The organism is Xanthomonas sp. BRIP62415, from assembly GCF_003993515.1.
In the GTDB taxonomy this organism is placed as follows: Bacteria; Pseudomonadota; Gammaproteobacteria; order Xanthomonadales; family Xanthomonadaceae; genus Xanthomonas; species Xanthomonas euroxanthea.
Genome location: NZ_QEZH01000023.1, coordinates 730,372 through 752,779, shown reverse-complemented (window position 1 = coordinate 752,779; position 22,408 = coordinate 730,372). Strand labels below are relative to the sequence as shown.

Annotated in this window: 12 protein-coding genes; 7 read left to right on the top strand and 5 right to left on the bottom strand. The window is 67.9% G+C overall.

What is annotated here, in order from left to right; translation table 11 throughout:
- Window positions 1–62: 62 nt before the first annotated feature.
- The 6 genes from EO141_RS11000 to EO141_RS10975 all read left to right on the top strand — a co-directional run bounded on the left by EO141_RS11000 (window position 63) and on the right by EO141_RS10975 (window position 11,864).
- A complete protein-coding gene (locus EO141_RS11000; protein ID WP_127169184.1) occupies window positions 63–7,358 on the top strand; it encodes an Hpt domain-containing protein in 7,296 nt (2,431 codons plus the stop codon).
- A 7-nt stretch (window positions 7,359–7,365) separates the two neighbouring features.
- Window positions 7,366–8,553: a chemotaxis protein CheB gene (locus tag EO141_RS10995; RefSeq protein WP_126970009.1), complete on the top strand. Its 1,188-nt coding sequence runs from the start codon at window positions 7,366–7,368 to the stop codon at window positions 8,551–8,553.
- A gap of 35 nt (window positions 8,554–8,588) precedes the next feature.
- Window positions 8,589–9,065 carry a chemotaxis protein CheW gene (locus EO141_RS10990; RefSeq protein WP_119127710.1) on the top strand — a complete coding sequence of 159 codons (477 nt, stop codon included), beginning with the start codon at window positions 8,589–8,591 and terminating at the stop codon, window positions 9,063–9,065.
- Between the two features lie 282 nt (window positions 9,066–9,347).
- Window positions 9,348–9,875, top strand: a complete 528-nt coding sequence (locus EO141_RS10985) for a GNAT family N-acetyltransferase (protein WP_115677709.1) — start codon at window positions 9,348–9,350, stop codon at window positions 9,873–9,875.
- A gap of 196 nt (window positions 9,876–10,071) precedes the next feature.
- Window positions 10,072–11,136, top strand: a complete 1,065-nt coding sequence (locus tag EO141_RS10980; RefSeq protein ID WP_104584712.1) for a N(4)-(beta-N-acetylglucosaminyl)-L-asparaginase — start codon at window positions 10,072–10,074, stop codon at window positions 11,134–11,136.
- Window positions 11,133–11,864 carry a copper homeostasis protein CutC gene (locus EO141_RS10975; RefSeq protein ID WP_104584622.1) on the top strand — a complete coding sequence of 244 codons (732 nt, stop codon included), beginning with the start codon at window positions 11,133–11,135 and terminating at the stop codon, window positions 11,862–11,864. Before EO141_RS10980 ends, EO141_RS10975 begins: the two co-directional genes overlap by 4 nt.
- Before the next feature lie 560 nt (window positions 11,865–12,424).
- On the opposite strand, the gene EO141_RS10965 is transcribed toward EO141_RS10975, so the two are convergent.
- Entirely contained in the window at window positions 12,425–13,537 is a 1,113-nt protein-coding gene (locus tag EO141_RS10965) for a sialidase family protein (RefSeq protein WP_127169182.1), read from the bottom strand.
- A gap of 111 nt (window positions 13,538–13,648) precedes the next feature.
- On the opposite strand from EO141_RS10965, the gene EO141_RS10960 reads away from it, so the two are divergent.
- Window positions 13,649–15,028, top strand: a complete 1,380-nt coding sequence (locus tag EO141_RS10960) for an alpha-L-fucosidase (RefSeq protein WP_127169181.1) — start codon at window positions 13,649–13,651, stop codon at window positions 15,026–15,028.
- A gap of 300 nt (window positions 15,029–15,328) precedes the next feature.
- Here EO141_RS10960 and EO141_RS10955 read toward each other — a convergent pair whose 3' ends face one another.
- The 4 genes from EO141_RS10955 to EO141_RS10940 form a co-directional block, all read right to left on the bottom strand.
- Window positions 15,329–15,544 carry a hypothetical protein gene (locus EO141_RS10955; RefSeq protein WP_104648211.1) on the bottom strand — a complete coding sequence of 72 codons (216 nt, stop codon included), beginning with the start codon at window positions 15,542–15,544 and terminating at the stop codon, window positions 15,329–15,331.
- A gap of 317 nt (window positions 15,545–15,861) precedes the next feature.
- Complete coding sequence (locus tag EO141_RS10950) at window positions 15,862–17,706, bottom strand: beta-galactosidase family protein (RefSeq protein WP_127169180.1); 1,845 nt, start codon at window positions 17,704–17,706, stop codon at window positions 15,862–15,864.
- 351 nt (window positions 17,707–18,057) lie between these two features.
- A complete protein-coding gene (locus EO141_RS10945) occupies window positions 18,058–20,400 on the bottom strand; it encodes a GH92 family glycosyl hydrolase (protein WP_127169179.1) in 2,343 nt (780 codons plus the stop codon).
- Between the two features lie 136 nt (window positions 20,401–20,536).
- Window positions 20,537–21,988, bottom strand: coding sequence for a glycoside hydrolase family 125 protein (locus EO141_RS10940; protein WP_115677704.1), 1,452 nt, complete (start codon window positions 21,986–21,988; stop codon window positions 20,537–20,539).
- Window positions 21,989–22,408: the final 420 nt, after the last annotated feature.

The window sequence follows — 22,408 nt, the reverse complement described above, 5'->3', positions numbered from 1 at the left end:
TCGATGCAGGAACAGACCGGTGGCCGCCTTGGCGGTACCCCGGCCGTAGGCAGGGGGCTGCAATGAGTGCGCTTCGCGATGCGATGAGTCACGCCGCGCTGGGCTGGGTCAAGCCGGAGCTGGACGAAACCTTGCGCCAGGCGCGCAACGAGATCGAGTACTTTGCCGAAGAACCGTCCGACACCAGTCGGATGCGCTTCTGCGCCGGCTATCTGCACCAGGTGCAGGGCACCTTGCGCATGGTCGAGCTGTACGCCCCGGCGATGGTGGCCGAAGAGCTGGAGCTGCTGGCCCAGGCCGTGCAGGTCGGCGAGGTGGCCGACCGCGACGAAGCCTGCGCCATGCTGATGCGCGGCACCGTGCTGCTGCCCGATTACCTGGAGCGCCTGCAGAACGGTCACCGCGACATCCCGATCGTGCTGCTGCCGCTGCTCAACGAGATCCGCGCCACCCGTGGCGAGCCGGGCCTCAGCGAGAGCGTGCTGTTTGCCTTCGATCCGCAGGCCGGCGTCGCCACCGAGGCCGAGCTGGACCATGCCCGCGGCAGTCTGAGCGGGCGCAATCGCGAGTTGCTCGACACCGTCGGCAACGCGGTCAAGGAGGAATTGCTGCGCGTCAAGGATGCGCTGGACCTGCACCTGCGCACCGGCGGCGAGATCGCCGAACTGCAGACCCAGGTCAAGGACCTGGGCAGCGTCGCCGACACCCTGGGCATGATGGGCCTGGGCGTGGCGCGCAACGTGGTCGTGCAGCAGCGCGATGCGCTGGCGCGGGTGGTCGACGGCCAGGTGCAGATGGATGAAGGCGTGCTGCTGGACATCGCCGGCGCGCTGCTCTATGTCGATGCCTCGCTGGATGACCAGGTCGCCAGCCTCGGCGCCGATGTGGGCGACGGCAATGAAGCCAGCAACAGCGCCACCTCGTCGGAAGTGCGGCGCACGGTGGACGTGCTGGCGCAGGAGGCGATCGCCAATTTCGGTGCGGCGCGCGAGCATTTCGTCGCCTTCATCGAGACCAACTGGGACCACGCGCGCCTGACCGATGTGCCGCATCTGCTCGGCGAAGTCGGCGGCGCCCTGCGCATCCTCGAACTGCCACAGGCGGCCGACTATCTGGAAGGCGTGCGCCGCTACGTCGACCTGGAACTGATCGGCAAGCAGCGCGTGCCCAGCGGTCGCCAGCTGGACACCCTGGCCGACGCGATGGCCAGCCTGGAGTACTACCTGGAAGCCCTGCGCGAGCGCCGTCCCGGCCGCGAAGAGATCCTGGACATCACCCGCAACAGCCTGGAGACGCTGCGCTACTGGCCGCTGCCCTCGGGCCAGCCATCCGACCTGCCGGTCGGTGCCGACCAGCCGGGCAGCGTGGCCGAGCCGCTCGTCGCCTCGCTCGCACAGCAAGCCGGTGCGCCGGCGGCGGCCAACGACGCCGCACCGACGCCGTCGCTGGAATGGGCCAACGAAACCGTGGTCGAGGCGCCGTTTGCCGCCAGCGTGGTGCACGACACCGGCGCTGCCGCTACCGATACGGTGTTCTCGTTCGACCCGGTCGCCGCCGAGGAAACCCTCTCCGGCCAGGCGCACGTGCCGTTTACGGTGGCACCGCTGGACCTGTCCGACGATGGCGCGCAGGCGCCCGGCGACTGGCAGCTGGAAACCACCGAGCAGGCCGCACCGATCGCCACGTCCGTGTTCGACCCGGTGTCGGCCGAGCAGGACGGCAGCGTGTCGGCCGATGCCGCGCAGGTCAGCTACACCGTGGACCTGAGTGCGCTGGAGCAGGACGACAGCGCCACGCCGGCGGTTGCCGAGCAGGCGCCGTTGCAGATCGAGCAGATCGCGTTGCCGGGCGATGCCGACCAGACCGAGGCACCGCTGGATTTCATCGCGCAGGCCGGAAGCGGCCGCGTGCAGACCAGCATCGACGATGCGTTCTCGCCGCCACCGTTGCCGCCCGTCGCGCCGCAGGAGCCGGCCGACCCGTTCGTCGAATCCGTGCCCGAACCGCAGCCGGCCCCGGCCGACGACGCCGCCGGGCAGGGCACTGCGCGCGTGCAGCAGGCGGTGGTCAGCGCGTTCGAACTGGACGCCGCATCGACGGCGTTCCTGGCCCAGCTCGACGCAGCCGCCGCGCAGTTCGATGTGCAGCGTCCGCAGGCAGCGCAGGCGTCCGATGCCGATGCCCAGGCTGCGAAGGCAACGCCCGGGCCGGCCGTGAGCGAACCGCTCCAGGCCGGTGCCGAGGCCGGCATCTTCGGCGGCTTTGGCGACAGCGATATCGACGACGATATCCGCGACGTGTTCCTGGAGGAATTCGACGAAGAACTGGTCAACCTTGGCCAGCTGCTGCCGGTATGGCGTGCCGCGCCGCACAGCCAGGACAACCTGCGCCCGATCCGCCGCGTCTTCCACACCTTGAAGGGCAGTGGCCGTCTGGTCGGTGCGCACGTGCTCGGCGAGTTCAGCTGGAAGATCGAGAGCATGCTCAATCGCGTGCTCGACAATTCGCGGCCGGCCAGCCCGGCGGTGGTGGCGATGGTCGAGCTGGCCTACGAGGTGCTGCCGCAGTTCAACGCCGCCTTGCGCGACCAGGGCCGCATCAGCGCCGACCTGCCGGCCATCCAGGCAGTTGCCGAGCGCGTGGCTGCGGGCGAAGAGGCCTATTACGTGGCCGTACCGGCGATGCCGGTGGCGGCGGAGGTTGCCTTCGTTCCGGCAGCGGCGGGCATGTTCGCTGCGAGCGGCGGAACACCGGCGTCGGTGGACAGCGTGCTGCGCGAGATCCTGGAAGCCGAAGTCGCCACCCATCTGGACACCGTCAACGCGTGGCTGCAGGCCAGCCAGGCCGAGCCGCAGTTGGCGAGCGAAGAATTACTGCGCGCCGTGCACACCATGAGTGGCGCGTTTGCGATGACCGACGTGCCGGAAATCACGCTGGTGACCACGCCGGCGGAGAGCTACGTCAAGCGTCTGCTTGCCGCCTCGCTGACCCCGTCGCAGGAGGGCATCGACGCCATTGCCGCAACGGCGGCGGCAATCGCCACCACCGTGACCGCCCTGCGCGCCGATGCGCCGTTGATTCCGTCGTTTGCGCCGTTGACCGAGCGCCTGCGCGCGCTGGTGGAGACGCTGCCGGAAGCGCAGTGGCCACCGCAGGCGTTCCTGGACGAGCTGGAGGATCTGGAGGCGCCGGGCGAGACGGCCGTCGGCAGCGCGTCGGCGGTCGAGTTGACCGGTGCGCAGGACCTGTCGCCGTATCTGAATGCCAGCGCACTGCCGTCGGATGCGGCCGATACCGGCGCGCCCGTGCATGCCGCCGATGACGTGGCGCAGGATGCCGCAGCGCCCGCCGACGCCGACGCCGACGCAGCGATTGCGGTGGACGAACTGGCCGAGGCCGAGGCCGAAGACACCTCGGCGCTTGCGCTGGAAGCACCGGCACCGTACGAACAGGCGCAGACGGCTGACGTTGCTGCGCCGGAGCAGGAGCAGGGCGCCGATTCGCTCGAGGCCGCGCAGGCGGCGGCCGCGGATGCGCGCACATCCGAGGCGGTCACCGGGCAGGCCGTCGACGCGTTGCACGGCGATGCTGTCCAGCACCAGCACCAGCACACAGACGACGCCGAAGCCGCGTCGCTTGGCACCGATGCGCACGACACGCCGGCCGATGAGCCGGTAGTCGACGCCGATGCCTGGGTTGCGACCGGACTGCAGCAGGCCGGCAGTGTCGATACGGTGTCGCACGAGCCAGCAGGCGACGCGCCCGGAGCAAGCGAACACGTGGCCGTGGACGAGCTGTCCGACGCGGAAGCCGCGTTGGGTGAGACGCAGACGCTCGCCACGCCGGACGCCGGGCAGGTCGATGCCGAGCACGCAGACGCCGGGCAGCAGTGGTCGGGCGAGCACGCGGCCGTGCACGACCAGCAGGATCAGTACGACGGCAACGTCACCGCACATGCCGAGGCAGGGGCGGGTGATGGCGTAGCGTCCACCGACGACGCGCCTGTCGAGACCATCGAAGCATTGGAAGCGGTGCATGCGCAGGGCCCGTTGGCCGACCAGACGCAAGCGGCGACCACCGAAGACTGGACGCAGGACAGCGCGGCGCTGGATGGCGAGTCGACCGAGCAGCGCGACCACGTGTCCACCCCGCACGACGAGGCTATCGGTGCGCAGGCGCAGCCGCCCGCCGACGAGGCAGCGCAGCACGGCGATGCCGGGCTGCCGCAGGATGCCGACGCGCAGCTTGGCGACCAGTTGCAGGTGCAAGACACCGCACAGTTGGGCCAGCATCCGTCTTCCGAAGAACATGCTCTGTCGGGCGAGCAGGAGCACCTGCAGGAACCTGTGCATACGGACGAGGCTGCGCAATCGGAAGCGCATGTCGAGTCGGGCGAGCAGGAACAGCTGGGCGCGTACGCGCATGCCGACGAAGTCGAGCACGTTGCGGAAGCCGAGCGCGCTGCAGAAGCAGAGCAGACTCCAGCAGCAGAGCAGGCCGAAGCAGAGCAGGCTACAGAGGCAGAACAGACTGCAGCGGCGGAATACGCCGCAGACGCAGACCACGCTGCAGACGTACAGCAGGCTGCCGAAGCGCTACCCGAGCGCACCATCGCGTCGGTGCAGGCCTTCGAGATGGCGCAGGTCGCCGACCAGGTCGAAGAGACCGGCGATCCGCAATCGGAAACTGCACCGGAGCTGCAGTCGGACGTCGTTGCTGACGCGGATGCGGAAACCCATGCCGATGCCGAGGTCCACGCGCAGCATCCAGACGCAGACGCAGACGCAGACGCAACACTCGGCGCGACTACCGCAACCGATCCTGCCGAGCATCACGAACACGTCGAGCAAGTTGAAGGCGTTGGGCAAACCGAACACGTCGAATACGTCGAGCATCTGGAGCACGGCGAACCCGCAGAATCCCCAAGCGAACCCGAAGACGCCGCAGCCGTGGCCTTCAGCGCGCCGGTGGAAGACGCCGCGGCGGCCGAGACCACCGCCAACGCTGTGGGCGCAGCCTTCGATACCGGCCCGCTCAATTTCGACCAGCTCGATGGCGAACTGGTCGACATCTTCGTCGAGGAAGGCCGCGACCTGCTGGACCATTGCGATGGTCTGATCGCCCGCATGCGCGAAGTGCCGGAAGACCGCGAGGTCCTCAACGGACTGCAGCGCGACCTGCACACGCTCAAGGGCGGCGCGCGCATGGCCGGCATCAATGCCATCGGCGATCTCGGCCATGCGATCGAGTCGCTGCTCGAAGCAGTGGCGGCCAACCGGACCGACATCGACCGCGACGACGTGCGCCTGTTCGAGCGCGGCTTCGATCGCCTGCATCAGCTGTTGACCCGCACCGGCATGCACCGCGCCGTGGCGATGCCGACCGACCTGGTGGACGCCTTCGAAACCCGCACCCGTGGCCGCAATGCCGCAGAACCCAGCGACGCCGATGTGCGCGCGATCGCCAGGGCATCGGTGGAGCCGGCACCGCTGTCGGCGCCGGTGCCGGTCGAGGGCCAGAGCGAGGACGACTTCCTGCCGCGCGTGCAGCAGGAGCAGGTGCGCGTGCGTGCCGACCTGCTCGACCGCCTGGTCAACCACGCCGGCGAAGTGGCGATCTACCGTTCGCGGCTGGAACAGCAGATGGGCGCCTTCCGCGGCGCCATGGGCGAACTGGATCGCACCAACGCCCGTCTGCGCGACCAGCTGCGGCGTCTGGATCTGGAAACCGAAGCACAGATCGTGGCGCGCTATCAGCGTGAGCAGGACCAGGGCGACCGCACCTTCGATCCGCTGGAACTGGACCGCTTCTCCACCCTGCAGCAGCTCAGCCGCGCGCTGAACGAATCGGCGGCCGACTTGGGCGGCTTGCAGGGCGTTCTGGAAGACCTGTCGCGTCAATACGACGGCCTGCTGCAACAGCAGTCGCGCGTGAGCTCCGAGCTGCAGGACGGCCTGATGCGTGCGCGCATGGTGCCGTTCGACGGCCTGGTGCCGCGCCTGCGTCGCGTGGTCCGCCAGGCCGCGACCGATACCGGCAAGCAGGTGCATCTGCTGCTGGAAGGCACCCAGGGCGAACTGGATCGCAACGTGCTCGATCGCATGGTCGCGCCGCTGGAACACATGCTGCGCAACTCGGTGGCGCATGGCCTGGAAGCGCCGGAGCAACGGCGCGACGCGGGCAAGCCGGAAGAGGGCAGCATCGCGATCCGCCTGCGCCGCGAAGGCTCGGAAATCGTGCTGGAAGTGGCCGACGACGGCGCCGGGCTGGATCGCGAGGCGATCCGTCGCCGCGGCGAGCAGCGCGGCCTGATCGAACCCGGCCAGGAGCTCAGCGAGGCCGAGCTGGACGGGCTGATCTTCGCCTCCGGTTTCAGCACCTCCGAGCAGGTCAGCCAGCTGGCCGGCCGTGGCGTGGGCATGGATGTGGTGCGCAACGAAGTGCGTCAGCTCGGCGGCTCGGTGGACATCCACTCGGTGCGCGGCCAGGGCGTGACCTTCACCTTGCGCCTGCCGCAGACGCTGGCGGTCACCCAGGCGGTGTTCGTGCGCATCGGCGACACCACCTTCGCGGTGCCGGTGGGGTCGGTCAGCGGTATCGGCCGCATCTCGCGCAGCCGCTACGAGTCGGGCGAGGGTGGCTACCACTACGCCGGCGAAGAGTACGTGCTGCACGATCTCGGCTCGCTGGTCGGCCAGGCCGCCGCGCGTGCCGATGGCCAGGCGCAGGTGCCGTTGCTGCTGGTGCGCGCGGGCGACCTGCGTGCGGCGGTGGCGATCGACCAGGTGCTGGGCAACCGCGAAATCGTGGTCAAGCCGGTGGGCCTGCAGATCGCCTCGGTACCGGGCATCTACGGTGCCACCATCACCGGCGATGGCCGCGTGGTGGTGATCCTGGACGTGGCCCCGCTGGTGCGTCGCTATCTCAGCCAGCCGGCGCGTCCGGCGCCGGAAACCCCGGCCGAATCGCAGCGCCAGGTGCCGTTGGTGATGGTGGTGGACGATTCGCTGACCATGCGCAAGGTCACCAGCCGCGTGCTGGAACGCCACAATCTGGATGTGACCACCGCACGCGATGGTGTCGAGGCACTGGAACTGCTCCAGGAGCGCGTGCCCGACCTGATGCTGCTGGACATCGAAATGCCGCGCATGGACGGCTACGAGCTGGCGACCGCGATGCGTGCCGACCCGCGCTTCAAGGCGGTGCCGATCGTGATGATCACCTCGCGCAGCGGCGAGAAGCATCGCCAGCGCGCCTTCGAGATCGGCGTGCAGCGTTACCTGGGCAAGCCTTACCAGGAGTTGGATCTGATGCGAAACGTGTACGACCTGCTGGGGATCGCCCGTGTCCGAGACTAATGGCGCAATGGGAACTCCGGTCGCCCTGCTGGGCCGGCCCGGGCAGGCGCGCGAGCGCCTGCGTGAAGCGCTCGGCCTGGCCGGCGCCCACGTGGTGCTGGAAGACGAACCGGCGGCGGTGGACGTGCAGATGCTGCGCGATGCCGAGCCGGTAGCGGTGCTGGTTGCGCTGGAGCCGTCGATCGAAGACGCGCTCGAAGCCCTGGAGCCGGCCTTCAACATGCCCGGCGTCACGGTGATCTTCGACGAGGCCGAGCTGACCGTGCGCCGCGAGGGCTGGGAAGCGCAGCGCTGGGTGCGCCATCTGGCCGCCAAGCTGCATGGCCATGCCGACGTGTTGCCGCCAGGCACCGAGAGCGAGCCGTCGCTGCATCCCGAACCGGGCCTGGAACTGGCGCCGCGGCAGCACTCGGACCTGCAGCTGGACCAACACCTGCAGGCAGCCGCGCACGCGTTCGACAGCGTGCCCGGCGATGCCTTGTTCGCGCGTGGCGCGGGCACGTCCGAGGCCGCAGCGGCGGCCGACAAACCGGCCCTGACGCTGGGCGATTCCAGCACCTGGGGCCTGGTCGACGAGGTCGCGGTGGTGGTGCGCCCGCGCGCCGAATTGAACATGGACGCGCTGTCGACCGGCGGGCTGTCGCTGGTAGAGCTGGATCAGGTCGGTACGACCACTGGTGCGGTGCTGGTGCTGGCCGGCATCGGCGGCCCGGATGCGATCCGCCGCCTGCTGTCCGCGCTGCCGCCGGAGTTTCCTCGCGCCGTGCTGGTGCGCATGACCCTGGATGGCGGCCAGTACGGCAACCTGGTGCGGCAGATGGGACGCGTGTCGGCGTTGCCGGTCGACCTGGGCGAAGCCGGCCAGGTGATTACGCCGGGCAGGGTCTATGTGCTGTCCGACGACATCGGCGTGCAGCACCATGCCGGCGCGCTGGCATTCGTCGCGCAGGCCGATCCGGCCGGGCTGGTGGCCGCGTTGCCACCGGCCGACAGCGCGGTGCTGATGCTCAGCGGCGCCAACGAGGCGCTGGTCGAGCCAGCGCTGGCGCTGGCCGAGCAGGGCGGCTGGCTGGCGGGTCAATCCGCCGACGGCTGCTACGACCCGGCCGCGGCGGCACGTCTGGCGCGCCAGGGCATTCTGACCGGCGACCCTGCGCAGTTGGCGCGGGCGTTGGCACAGCGCTGGCCGGCGTAAGCCGGGCGCTTCCTCTCAAGATCGGAACAGGTGCGATGAGCTACGCCAACAATGACGAAATCCGCGGCGTCCTGATCCAGGCCGGCAGCGAGCGCGTGCTGCTGCCCAACGCCACGGTGGCCGAGGTGATGTCGCGGGTGGCGGTCGAGCCGATGGCGGAGATGCCGCGCTGGGTGGTCGGGCGCATCGACTGGTATGGCTGGAAGGTGCCGCTGCTGTCGTTCGCGCGCCTGAGCGGCATGGGCGACGAGCCGACCGCGGTCAACAACAAGGTGATCGTGCTCAAGGCGCTGGGCGGCAATCCGGCGCTGCCGTACTTCGCCTTGCTCACCGCTTCGTTCCCGCAGCTGATCTCGGTGCCGCGCGATGGCCTGCTGGCCGATGCGTCCGAAGATGCGCTGCCCGACGGCGTGCACATGCGCGTGCTGCTGGGCGAGCAGAGCGCATTGCTGCCGAATCTGGACGCGATCGAAGCGCAGCTTGCGCAGGCGCTGGCGGCGCTTGCCGCGTAACACGCCGCTACCGGACGACGACACTGCCGGCTTGCCGGCGATGTCGCGATGAAGGGCGGGATGGGCGCAGCAACGGCCAGGCGGGCATCGCCGTTGCTGGGTGCAATGGGTGCCGGCATGGCCGATGCCTGAGATCTCTTGCTGCCTGTGGGCGGCCGTTAGCGGGGGCGTGATCTGTATGCGTCAGCCTGATCCACACAGCACGCATGCCGCGCGCACGGCGCGACCGCGGCCGTGACGAGCTTTCCCGTCTTCGCACCCGTCCAGCACGCCGACGGTGTGATGCTGTGCGATCTGGCCGTCGTCGATCCGGCGGCGATGGCCGACTACCACAGCCGTAATCGCGCGCATCTGGCCGCTGCGATGCCGCTGCGGCCGCCGGCCTTCTACACCACCGACGGCTGGCGTCGGCTGAGCATCGCCTACCGCACCGCAGTGCCCGGCGAGCGCGAATTGCAACTGGTGTTGCTGCGCGAGGCGCAGGTGATCGGCACGGTCGGCCTTACCCAGATCCAGCGCGGTGCCTTCCAGGGCTGTCATCTGGGTTACGGCCTGGATGCACAGCAGCAGGGGCGCGGCCTGATCCAGTGGGCGGCCACGCAGGGCATCGCGTTTGCGTTCGGCCCGCTTGGCCTGCACCGGGTGATGGCGCAATACGTCCCCGACAATCTGCGCAGTGCGCGCGTGCTGCAACGGCTGGGCTTTCAGATCGAAGGCTATGCGCGCCGTTATCTGCAATTGAACGGCGTCTGGCGCGACCACGTGTTGACCAGCAGGTTGCGCGATGACGCTGACGCCTGTGGCGGGTAAGTCTTTTCGCCCCTGATCGTGGGGGCAGCCCGGCAGCGGCGCGCATGCAGCAGGCCCGACGCAGCGCTGGTTGTGCGCGGATCCGCAGCCCACAGCGCCGCAAGGCGGTTTATCCGCGCGCGGCGCTGCCGCATGATGCAAGGCTGTCGCCGCGCAGTGCGGCTGCCTGTTTTCTTCCTGCATGGAGTTCGCCCGGATGATCCAACGTCGTCACTTCCTCAAGAGCGCCACGCTTGGTGCGATCGCTTCCGGCCTGGCCGGGTGGGGCGCGCGTGCGCAGGCGGCCGTCGGTGCCGGCACGGGCGGACGCGTTGCCGCGTTGCCGCGCGGCGCGGCGCGGGTGATTTCCACCTGGGATTTCGGCATTGCCGCCAACCAGGCAGCCTGGAACATCCTCGGCAATGGCGGTATCGCACTGGATGCGGTGGAAGCGGGCGTGCGCGTGCCCGAAGCGGACCCGAGCAACCCCACGGTCGGCCTGGGCGGCTATCCGGACCGCGACGGGCGGGTGACGCTGGACGCCTGCATCATGGATCACCTGGGCAATTGCGGCGCGGTGGCATCGCTGGAAGACGTGGTGCACGCGATCTCGGTGGCACGCGCGGTGATGGAAAAGACCCCGCATGTGATGCTGGTTGGCGATGGCGCGCGGCAGTTCGCGCTGGAACAGGGCTTTCCGCAGACCAAGCTGCTCACGCCCAGCTCCGAAGCGGCGTGGAAAGAGTGGTTGAAGACCTCCAAGTATTCGCCGGAAGCCAATATCGAAAACCGCGCCTGGCGTGATGCCAAACTTCCGGGCGGCAAGGACAACCACGACACCATCGGCATGCTGGCGCTGGATGCGCACGGCAACCTGTCCGGCGCGTGCACCACCAGCGGCATGGCGTGGAAGATGCACGGCCGGGTCGGCGACAGCCCGATCATCGGTGCAGGCCTGTACGTGGACAACGAGGTAGGCGGCGCGACCTCGACCGGCGTCGGCGAAGAGGTGATCCGCAATGTCGGCAGTTTTGCGGTGGTGGAAATGATGCGCCAGGGCAAGTCGCCGGCCGATGCGTGCCGCGAGGTGGTGATGCGGCTGATCCGGCGCAAGCCCGAACTCACCCGCACCTTGCAGGTCGGATTTCTGGCGATGAACAAGCGCGGCGAGGTGGGGGCGTTCGCGATCCAGAAGGGTTTCAGTTATGCGGTCTGCGATGCGCAGCGGCAGGACCTGCTGGTGCCCGGCGAAAGCCACTACACCACCGAGCCTGCGGCATGAGCGTGTCGGGGCTGGAGGTGGCCGCCGATTCGGTGGGTTCGGCATTGGCGGCGCAGGAAGGTGGTGCGATGCGGGTCGAACTCTGCGGCGGCCTGGACGGCGGCGGGCTGACGCCCTCGTTCGGCACGCTGGCGGTGGTGCGTGAGCGGTTGCAGATTCCGCTGTATGTGTTGATCCGTCCGCGCGTTGGCGATTTCGTCTTCGATGCGGCGGAGGTCGAGGTGATGCGGCGCGATGTGGAGCAGTGCGTGCGGCTGGGCTGCGATGGCGTGGTGTTGGGCGCGCTGGATCCGCATGGGCAGGTCGACATGGGCACGATGCGGGTGTTGATCGCCGCGGCCGGGTCGCTGGGTGTCACCTTCCACCGTGCGATCGACGTCAGCGCCGATCCGGCGCGTGCGCTGGAAGATGCGATCGCGCTGGGGTGCGAGCGCGTGCTGACCTCCGGTGCGCGTGCGAGCGCGCTGGAAGGGATCGACACCATCGCAGCGCTGGTGCAGCAGGCGGGCGACCGTATCAGCATCATGCCGGGTGCGGGCGTGTCCGAAAGCAACGTGCTTGCGCTGCGTAACGGCACGGGGGCGCGCGAGTTCCATGCCTCCTCACGCGGGCCGGTTGCGGCGCAGGTGCATGCGCCGCATGCGTACATCTCCGACCTGGGTGGCGATTACCAGCGTACCGATGTGGCGCGCGTGCGGCGGATTGTGGGGTTGTTGCAGGAGCTGTGAGGCGCTGTGTCCCGATGGTGGAGCATGTGATCCGGGACCTCCTTGCACGCTGTGGCTGGCAATTCCAGGTGAAGTGAAGGCGTAGCATGGGATCTGTAGTTTGGCTGCCAGGTCCTCGACCAATCAGGCTTTGTTGCGTTGAAACGGCGGCAACGCTCAGGAGCATGTTGTGTTGAGCTTAGACGGGGCACTGTGGAAGAAGCGAGCGCAACGCGTTTGATCTGCTGCTTCGTTGCAGGGCCCTTGCCCGCCCACCATCGCGGGACACGCCGCAAGTACGTCCTTGTAGGCTCCGGCGCGGCATCCATGCCGCTCAGGGTCCCGAGACGGTGAGTGGGCAAGGACCAGCTGAAATGGTCGGTGTTCGTGGACAAGCGCAGAAGCGGCGGTCGGCGAGTTGCTTGTGCAGTTCCATCAGTGCACGACCAACGTAGGAGGCGCGATGTCCTTGCCGGTTCCGGGACCCTTGGCGGCATGGATGCCGCCGCAGAGCCTCCAGGGACGGATTAACGGCGCGTGTCCCGTATGTGATGAGGGCGCCGTGCCCTCGACCGTTCGATCTACTGCGCACTTTCCGGCAATGACTGCGGCGATCTCGTGTCATCTGCCTCGCTGCCAAGGCGTGTCGGATCCAGGACGACATGCTTGATGCGTTGGCGCTTCCAGGTGTAGCTGATATGGACCAGCCCATCGCGGGTCTGGATCACCGCCGGATAGGAGAACTCGTCCTTTGCGCTGTGTTCCAGCGTGAGGGCGCGTTGCCAGTGCACGCCATCGGTTGATAGCGCCACCGCAAGCGTGCCGCGACCGTCCCACCAGTGCTTGCCGGCGATGCCGGGGTTGTAGACCAGCAGGGCGCGGCCGTCGCGCAGCATCACCGCGTCGGTGCCGGCGTTGGGATTCTCCACGTCCAGCAACTGCATCGGTTGCCAGTGCAGGCTGCCGTCATTGGAGAACGTACTGAACACCTTGTCCTGCTGGCTGCGTCCGAGCACCTGTACACGCCCGTCCGCATGTAGCAGGACGCTGGGCTGGATCGCGCCGATCACCGCCGGATCATTGAGCGGCATGCCGCGTTGCCAATGCGCGCCGTCGTCGTCGCTCCATTCCAGATGCGCGCGCCAGCCACGGTCTTCGCTGCTGCTGGGCGAAAGGATGCGTCCGTTCGGCAATTGCACCGGCTTGTTCTTGATCGGGCCGAGGATGCCGTCGGGCAGGCGCTGCGGTGGCGACCAGTGCGCACCGTCATCATCCGAGGTAATGCGCAGGCCCCACCACTGCCGTGGATTGGGGCCGAGCTTGTAGTACAGCTGCACCGGGCCGGCGCTGGACTGGAACAGCACCGGATTCCAGGCCGGCAACGCAGTGCCATCCGCGCCGGCATGCGCGCCGTCGGCGATGCGTCGCGGCGGCTGCCATTGCCGCACGCCGCGCTGCGCGAGCCAGACACCGACATCGGCCGCCCCCTCGTGCGTGCCGCCGAACCAGGCGGCCAGCAGCGTGCCGGCGCGGGTTTCCAGAAGCGTGGAGGCGTGCGCCTGTGGCGTCGGTGCGGGGTCGGCGATGAACTCGCTGAGCACAATGGGCGAGGGCGGCGGCATGCGCGGTTCGGCGTGGACGGCGAAGGCGGCAAGGCTTGCGACCAGGCAGGTCGACAGACGTGACGGATGCATCGTGGTCCAGTCCTGTGCGGATTTTAAAGATACCTATTTATCATCTATTAAATACCATATGCTCTGGTCATCCCAGGCGGCCGTGGTCGCCGACCACTGCGAGGACCCGCGATGTCATCACACCCGCTCTCCCCGTTGCGCTGGCTGGCCGCCCTCGGCCTGACCGCGCTGACCCTGCCCAGCGCCATTGCGCAGAACTTTGCCGAGGTCAAACCCTCGCCGCAGCAGGTGGCCTGGCAGGATCTGGAATTCGGCGTGATCGTGCACTTCAATCCCAATACCTGGCTGGACCAGGAGTGGGGTGACGGGACCGCCAGCGCCAAGACCTTCAACCCGACCAATGTGGATCCGGGCCAGTGGGCGCGCGCGGCCAAGTCGGCCGGTGCGAAGTACGTGATCCTGGTGGCCAAGCACCACGACGGGTTTGCGCTGTGGCCCACCGCCGAGAGCAATTATTCGGTCAAGAACAGTCCGTGGATGGGCGGCAAGGGCGACCTGGTCAAGCTCACCAGCGATGCGGTGCGCAAGGAAGGCATGGGCTTTGGCGTGTACCTGTCGCCGTGGGATCGCCACGAGCCCAAATATGCCGATTCCAAGGCCTACGACAAGTTCTACGCTGCGCAGTTGGTGGAGCTGGCCTCGCAATACGGCCCGATCACCGAATGGTGGCTGGACGGCGCCGGCAGCGCCGGTCATGTGTACAACTTCGACAAGTACATGGAAGAACTGCGCACCTACCAGGCCAACGCGATGGTGTTTGCCGACACCGCCTTGTTCGAGTACGGCGACGTGCGCTGGGTGGGCAACGAGGCCGGCTTCATCGAAGGCGAAAACTGGAACGTGATCGATCGCCACGGCTACCTGCGCTGGCGCCCGGTGGAGGTTGATACGCCGCTGCACAAGCTGCAGTGGTTCTGGCATCCCAACAGCGACCAGACGCTCAAGAGTGTCGACGAGCTGGTGGAGATCTGGGAAAAGAGCGTCGGCCTGGGCGGTCAGCTGGTGCTGGGTCTCGCGCCGGACAAGCGCGGCCTGTTGCCGGAAGCCGACGTCGCACGCCTGCAGGAACTTGGCCAGGCGCTGCAGGCGCGCTACGGCGCAGACAGGAATCTGGTGGCCGGCAACATCAGGAAGACCGACGGCATCGACGCGGCAGTGGACGGCGATCGCGAGACGTTCTGGAGTGCGCCGGCCGGTTCGCATAGCGCGGTGCTGGAGCTGCAGTTCAAGCAGCCGGTGACCTTCGACAGTGCGCTGAGCATGGAGTGGATCAACGACGGCCAGCTGGTGCAGAAATACGCGGTGGAAGCCTGGCAGGACGGCAAGTGGGTGCCGCTGGCGAAGGCGCAGGCGATCGGGCGGATGAAGATCGATCACTTCGCGCCGGTGACCGCATCGCGGGTGCGCCTGAATATCCAGTCCAGTGCGGATGCGGTGCATATCCGCGAGTTCCAGTTGTTCAATACCGGCAAGGGTGCGGCGACGCGCTGAGCGCGGTTGATCGGGTTGTAGGCGCTGGGCAAACGTGCCGATGGCCCGGACCGGCTCCCGACCGGGAGCCGGTTGGCGATGCGTTGACGGGTGGCATCGCACAGCGGTTGCGCGCAGCCACGGTGCGCCGGCGACGCAGATTGCGCACTGGTGTCGCAAGGACTCAGTCGTACGCGCGCAGGCGGTTATCGAGATGACACGCTGTGCAGTGTCTGCATGGGCGACGCGCAGCGCTCGATGCATTCACGTGATCCGGGCCGCTGGCACCGCAGACATGCTGTCGCCGGCGCGCGGCTGGGCTCAGGCGGCGCTGTCGTCGCGTTCCTGTGGCGGCAGCAGGATCTGCGGCTGCCTGGCCGAGTGGGTCTGGCTCAGGAAGGTCATCAGGTGCGCCGCTTCGGTGCTGCCGATCGGCTGGCCGGGGGCGGGCTTGCTGTGGACGTGTTCGGCAAACGCGTGCTGGGTCTGCTCCGGAACCGCGGAGACAGGGTCTTGCGTAACGGTGGACGACGACATGAAACGCTCCTGGAACTCACGAACTGACCGTCGCCCGATGGAACGACGGGAATGCGCCACTGCCTTCCACAACGGCGTGAGCCGGTGATCTTGCCTGGAATGCGATCAGTCCGATACCGCACAGGTAGCAGACCCTATGCGGGCAGTTGACCTCCAGATAGCGGCGGGCGCGCGGTAGTCTGAAGGCCGGCCAGCCCCGGGAGCGCCAGGCGGGGTGCCTGGCGGTTGGTTTGGCCCATCGGCGGACACGCACAGGCGGCCTGCATTGCCAAGCCGGCGGGTGCGCGAGCGTCAGCCGCCGGCCATCCGTCTGCCCTCTACTCCTTCGGCGTGATCCACACCTGCTGCTGCAGGCCGCGCACGCCGGGCTTGGCGGTGCTGTCCAGGTCGAACACCACCACGGTGTTGTCGCCCTTGCGCTGGAACGGGGCCGGGAAATACAACGCCCGCTGCGGGCCGATGGCCCAGTGGCGGCCCAGGTTGACGCCGTTGGCCCAGGTCACGCCCTTGCCGAAGGCGCGCATGTCCAGGTAGGTGTCGGCCGGTGTGCCGATGCGCAGCGTGCCGCGATGGAAGGCGGGGCCTGCGACGGCGTTGCGGGTCCAGCCGCGGATGCTGTCGGGCGAGCGCATCGGCAACGGGAAGGCCTGCCAGCCGGTGAGCTGCCGGTTGTCCAGCAGCACCGGGTCGACCAGCCCGGCGCGGCCGTCGGCCATGCGTGGCCCGTAGTTGATGCGGCCGCTGTTTTCGACCAGGACATCCAGTGTGTGCTGGCCTGCAGGAATATCCACATCGGTGGAGACCTGCTGCAGCCGGCGTTCGACACTGCCGACCGGCTTCTGATCGACATACACCCGCGCGACATCGCGCACCTCGCCCAGGTACAGCGGCCCCTTGCGCGGGCCGGTGACGGTGGTGCGGTAGAGGATGTAGCCGTAGTCCTGGCCGAAGTGCTCCATCGGCTGCGGGGTGTCGATGGCGATCGGTGCGGGCAGGTTGTCCCACAGCGAGGCGGATTCGCGCAGCGGCGTTTCCGGCAGGGCCGCCGTGTCGATCGGTGCCGGCAGTGCCGGCGGCTGCACGCCGGTGACCCGGGCGATGGCCTCGCGCATCAGCGCGAACTTGGGCGTGGGGCGGCCGGCTTCGTCCAGGATGGCGTCGTAGTCGTAGCTGGTGGTCTGCGGCGCGTAATGGTCGCTGGGGTTGCCCTGGAAATTGGCACCATTCATGAAGCCGAAACTGGTGCCGCCGATGAACATGTAGAGATTGGCCGAGTGGCCCTGGCGCAGGATCCACTCCAGCTCTTCGGTCTGTTGCTTGGCATCGGTGCTGGCATGCGGCTTGCCCCAGTGATCGAACCAGCCGGCCCAGTATTCGCCGACCATGCGCGGTTGCCCGGGGCGGAACTTGATCAGTTTGTCGAACGCACTCTTGGCCTCGCCGGGTGCGAAGTTCACCACCGCCAGGGTGTCCGGCAAGGTGCCGTTGGCGAGCATGTCGGCGCCGTCGGAGGTGAACAGCAAGGCGTCGTCGAAGCCGGCCTTGACGTACATGGCGCGGTTGTCGGCCATGTAGGCATGGTCGTCGTCGTAGGAGCCGTACTCGTTCTCGACCTGCACGGCGATGATCGGCCCACCGTTGTGGTTGAGCAACGGACGCACCTGTTGGGACACCGCATCCAGGTAGGCCTGGCTGGCGGCCAGAAAACGCGGGTCGCGGCTGCGCACGCGGATGTTGTCCTTGCCGAACAACCAGGCCGGGTAGCCGCCGGCTTCCCACTCGGCACAGGTGTAGGGGCCGGGACGCAGGATCACGTTGAGGCCTTGCGCGGCGGCTTCGCGCACGAACGCGGCCACGTCGTTGTTGCCGGAAAAATCGAACCGGCCTTGCTGCGGTTCGACCAGGTTCCAGAACACGTAGGTCTCCACCGTGTTCAGGCCCAGTGCGCGCGCCTTCTGCAGGCGGTCCTTCCAGTAGGCGCGCGGGATGCGCTGGAAATGGATGGCGCCGGAGAGCAGTTGATACGGCTTGCCGTCGCGCACGAACTGCGTGCCTTGCGTGCCGAAGCTGGGCCAGGTGTCGGCGTGGGTGTCGGCGGCACTGGCGGCGGGAAGTGCCAGCGCGAGGGCGAGGACGAGGGGGCTGAGGGTGCTACGCAACATGGGCGATTCCCGGCGGTGACGAGTGACTGGTGACGATGGGGGTGGATTGGTTTTTTGCGTGAGGCCGCTTGCGTGTTGGCCCTCATCCGCCCTTCGGGCACCTTCTCCCGCTCGCGGGAGAAGGAAAAGCAAGCCTCCCGCTTGCGGGAGAAGGAAAAGGCAAGCTTCCCGCTTGCGGGAGAAGGAAAAGGCAAGCCTCCCGCTCGCGGGAGAAGGAAAAGCAAGCCTCCCGCTTGCGGGAGAAGGAAAAAGCAAGCTTCCCGCTTGCGGGAGAAGGAAATACAAACCTCCCGCTGCGGGAAAGGGAAGGGCGGCCTCCCATTGCGATTGGCGCGATGCCGGGCACGTACGCTATGCGAACGACGGCGGCAGATCCTCCTTGTTCGCGCCGAAGGCTGGATTCGGCTTGGCGCCCATCGTGAATTCCAGCGTGCCGCCGACGGCCAGATCGGCATGCCGCATCCAGCTGCGGTTGATCGGTTTGCCGTTCCAGGTCAGCGACTGCACATACACGTTCTGCGCGCTGTTGTTGTTGGCCACGATGCGCAGCCTGCGGCCGTTGCCGACATCCAGTTCTGCGCGCTTGAACAGCGGGCTGCCGAGGACGTAGTTGCCGCTGACCGGGTCCACCGCGTACAACCCGAGCGCGCTGAGCACGAACCAGGCGCTCATCTGCCCGCAATCCTCGTTGCCGGACAGGCCATTGCGCGCATCGTGGTACTGCTCGCGCAGCAGCCGGCGCACCATGGCCTGGGTCTTGTACGGCTGGCCCGCGTAGGCGAACAGATAGGCCACATGGTGGCTGGGCTCGTTGCCGTGCGCGTACTGGCCGACCAGGCCGTCGATATCCGGTGGCGCATCGGCCGGCAGCTCGGAACTGGTGGAAAATAGTTCGTCGAGCTTGGCCACGAAGCCGTCGCGGCCGCCGTACAGGTCCATGTAACCGTACAGGTCGTGCTGGTTGAGGAAGGTGGCCTGCCAGGCGTTGGACTCGGTGAAGTCGCGCCATTTGCTGATGTGGCCCATGCCGCGCGGGTCGAACGGGGTGGCCCAGCTGCCGTCTTCCAGCCGCGCCTGCACGAAGCCGCTGTCGCGATTGAACACGTTGCGGTAGTTGCGCGAGCGCTCGCGCAGTGCGCGTGCATCGCCGGTGGCACCGGCGGCCTGTGCCAGGTGCGCGCAGGCCCAGTCGTCATAGGCGTATTCCAGCGTGCGGCTGACCGCTTCGTCCACCTTGTCGGCGGGGATGTAACCGAGTTTGCGGTAGTCCGCCAGGCCGTGGGTGGTGTCGTCCATCGCGCGCTTGCGGTAGGCCGGCCAGGCGGCTGTGTAGTCGATGCCGGTGAAGCCCTTGGCATGCGCTTCGGCCAGCACCACTGCGGAGTGGTAGCCGATCATGCAGCCGGTTTCCACGCCTTGCAGGGGCCAGATGCCCACGCCGTCCGGGCATTCGTTGGCGCCGCGCACCAGGCACTGCACCAGGTCCGGCACGCGCTCGGGTTGCACCAGGGTGAGCAGCGGGTGCGCGGCGCGGTAGGTATCCCACAGCGAATAGGTGCTGTAGTTGTGATAGCCCTTGGGGGCGGTGTGGATCTGCAGGTCCATGCCGCGGTAACGGCCATCCACGTCGCTGAAGAGGGTGGGCGCGAGCAGGCTGTGATACAGGCCGGTGTAGAAGATGCGGCGTTGCGCATCGTCATCGCTGTCGATGCGCACGCGTGCCAGTTCCTTCTCCCAGGCGGCCACGGCCTGCGCATGCACGCGGGCGAAGTCGAAATCGGGCAGCTCGGCATCCAGGTTGGCCAGCGCATTGTCGGCGCTGACGGCGGAGATGCCGACCTTGACCAGCAGCGGTGCGTCGGATGCATCGGGAAAGTGCAACGCGGCCTTGAGGTGGCTACCGTCGCGGCTGCGCGTGCCGGCAGGCAGCGCTTGATCTTCGTCGTACAGCTGCACGCTGGCGAACGGCCGCGACAGCCGCAGGGCAAAGTAGATGTAGCGCCCCTTGGCCCACTGGTGGACGCGGCGCCCGCCTGTGATGGTCTGTGCATCGACCACGCGCAGCTGCGCATCGCTCACGCGGGTGGGGATGCCGGGCTTGTCCTGCATGCCGTGGCACAGGTCCAGCAGCACGTGCGCCGGCTTGCCCCTGGGGAAGTGGTAACGGTGCAGGCCGGCGCGCGTGGTGGCGGTGAGCTCGGCATGCACGCCGCTGTCCTTGAGCCGCACGCGGTAGTAGCCGGGCGAGGCGGCTTCATCGCTGTGGTCGTAGCGCGAGCGGTAGCCGCTGTCCGGCGCATCGAGTGCGCCCGGCACCAGCTTGACCTCGCCGGTGGCCGGCACCAGCAGGACGTCCAGCATGTCGCCGATGCCGGTGCCGGACAGATGCGTGTGCGAAAAGCCCATGATCGAGCCGTCGGACTCGTGGTAGCCGGAGCACGAATCCCAGACCGCGTTGTAGGTGTCCGGGCTCAGCTGCACCATGCCGAACGGCAGCGTCGCGCCGGGAAAGGTGTGGCCATGGCCGCCGGTGCCGATGAACACATCGACATGGCGCGTGAGCTCGGCGCGGGCGCGCGCATCGGCCGGCAGTGCGTAGTTGCCGGCGCGCGCGCGGGCAAGCCCGGGCAGGCCGGTGCTGCCGAACAGGGCTGCTGCGATGGCGCCTTGGAGAAAACCGCGTCGTGTTGCCATGGTGTGGTCTCTGAATTTGCGGGCCGATGCCGGGGCACCCTCATCCGCCCGTCGGGCACCTTCTCCCGGCGGGAGAAGGGAACATCAAGCGCTGCGCCGCGTCTGCCCGGGATGGCAGCTCGCGCGCTTCGAACCATCAGCTACTGCGCAGCAGCTGGGGTTTGCGTTGGTGCAGGTCGATGATCAGTTCGCCGAACAAGGTGTTGGCCCAGGCGAACCAGTCGCGGGTGAAGGTGCTCGGGTTGTCCTTGTCGAAGGCTTCGTGCATGAAGCCGGTGCCGGCATGGGTGGTCTTCAGCCACTGCAGGCATTGGCGCAACTGTGCATCGTCGTCGCTGACCAGCGCGTACTGGATGATCGACATCGGCCAGATCGTGCCCATGCCGCTGTGCGGGCTGCCGACGCCTTCGGCCGCACGGCCGCGCGAGAAGTACGGATTGCGTTCACTCCAGGCCAGCTGGCGGGTGCGCAGGAACACCGGGTCGGCGCGGTCGCAGCAGCCCAGGTAGGCCAGGCTGAGCAGGCCGGGGGCGTTGGCGTCGTCGATGAACAACTGGTTGCCGTAACCGTCCACTTCGAACGCCCAGTACGCCTGGCCGTCGCTGTCGCGCAGTTGGCCGAACTGGCGCGTTGCCGTTTCCACCTCGTCGGCCAGCGCGGTGCAGTCGGCGGCGAACGCGGCATCGCGATGCAAGGCCGTGCTCATCGTCGCCAGCTGCCGCAGCGAGGCCACCGCGAACAGGTTGGCCGGCACGAACAGCGGATACACGCAGGCATCGTCGGAGGGGCGGAACATCGAGTGGATCATGCCGTTGGGCCGGGTCGGCTGGCCGTAGCCTTCCAGCACCAGCGTTTCGGTCGCCAGCGGCGAGGGCCGCTGGAACACGTAAGGGCCGCGGTTGTCCTTGCGCTGCTGCTCGCGGAAGGTCCTGACCACCACGTGCATTGCCGCGCGCCAGTCGTCGTCGAACGGGGCGGCATCGCCGGTGGCGCGCCAGTATTCGTGCGCGATGCGGATCGGGTAGCACAGCGAATCGATTTCCCACTTGCGCTCGCCCACGCCGGGCTTCATCTCGGTGATGTCGTTGAGCGACCACTTCAGGCGTTGGGTCTGGCCATCGGGCAGGAAGGCGTTGGCATACGGGTCGAGCCGGATGCAGGCGGCCTGGCGCTGGATCAGGCCATGGAACATGCGCCGCAACGCAGGGTCGCGCCTGGCCAGCGGCACGTATGGATGCACCTGGGCGGAGGAGTCGCGCAGCCACATCGCGTGGATGTCGCCGGTGATGACGAAGGTGTCCGGCTTGCCGTTGCGGGTGCCGGTTTCCACCGTGGTGTCCAGCGTGTTGGGGTAGCAGTTCTCGAACAGCCAGGCCAGCTCGGGATCGGCGATGCGCGCCTTGATCTGCACGATCTGCTGCTCGACCGCCTTGCTGACGAAGCGGCGCTGCGGCTTGGGTGGGCGCTTGCTGACGAAGGTGCCGGCGGCCGTGGAGGTGCCGGCCGCAAACGCGGGCAGTGCGCCGGCCAGCAAGCCGGCGCCCGCGCTGGCGCCGAGCAGCTGAAGGATGTCGCGGCGGGTGTGCATGAGCTGGAACTCCCTGGATTTCAGCAAGCGGTCGACGCAGCGGACATCGTTCCATCGGCGGCATCACGTGCCCGGCCGATGATGAGACCTATGCATGACCAATTCCCGATGACCATACAACGTGTGCGCCGAATGTGCATAGTGCGTCCGCACAATTCGGCGCCGTATGCGTGGCCTGCGGCAGTGGTGGTGGTGGCTGGTCCACGTCTATTGCGGTCGTACGACATCGCCTGGCTGCCGTGCAACCACGGTCATCGCGGTGGAAACGTGCGGCGGGATCGGCAGGCCGGCACGGCGCCGACCGGCCTGGTAGCGGAGCCTGCGCGTGCCGCCTCGCCTGATCTCGGGCAATGTCGCCGACCGCAACGTCCTTCCGCTGCCCCATGCAACAGGCGCCGGCCCTCACAGCCGACGCCGTTG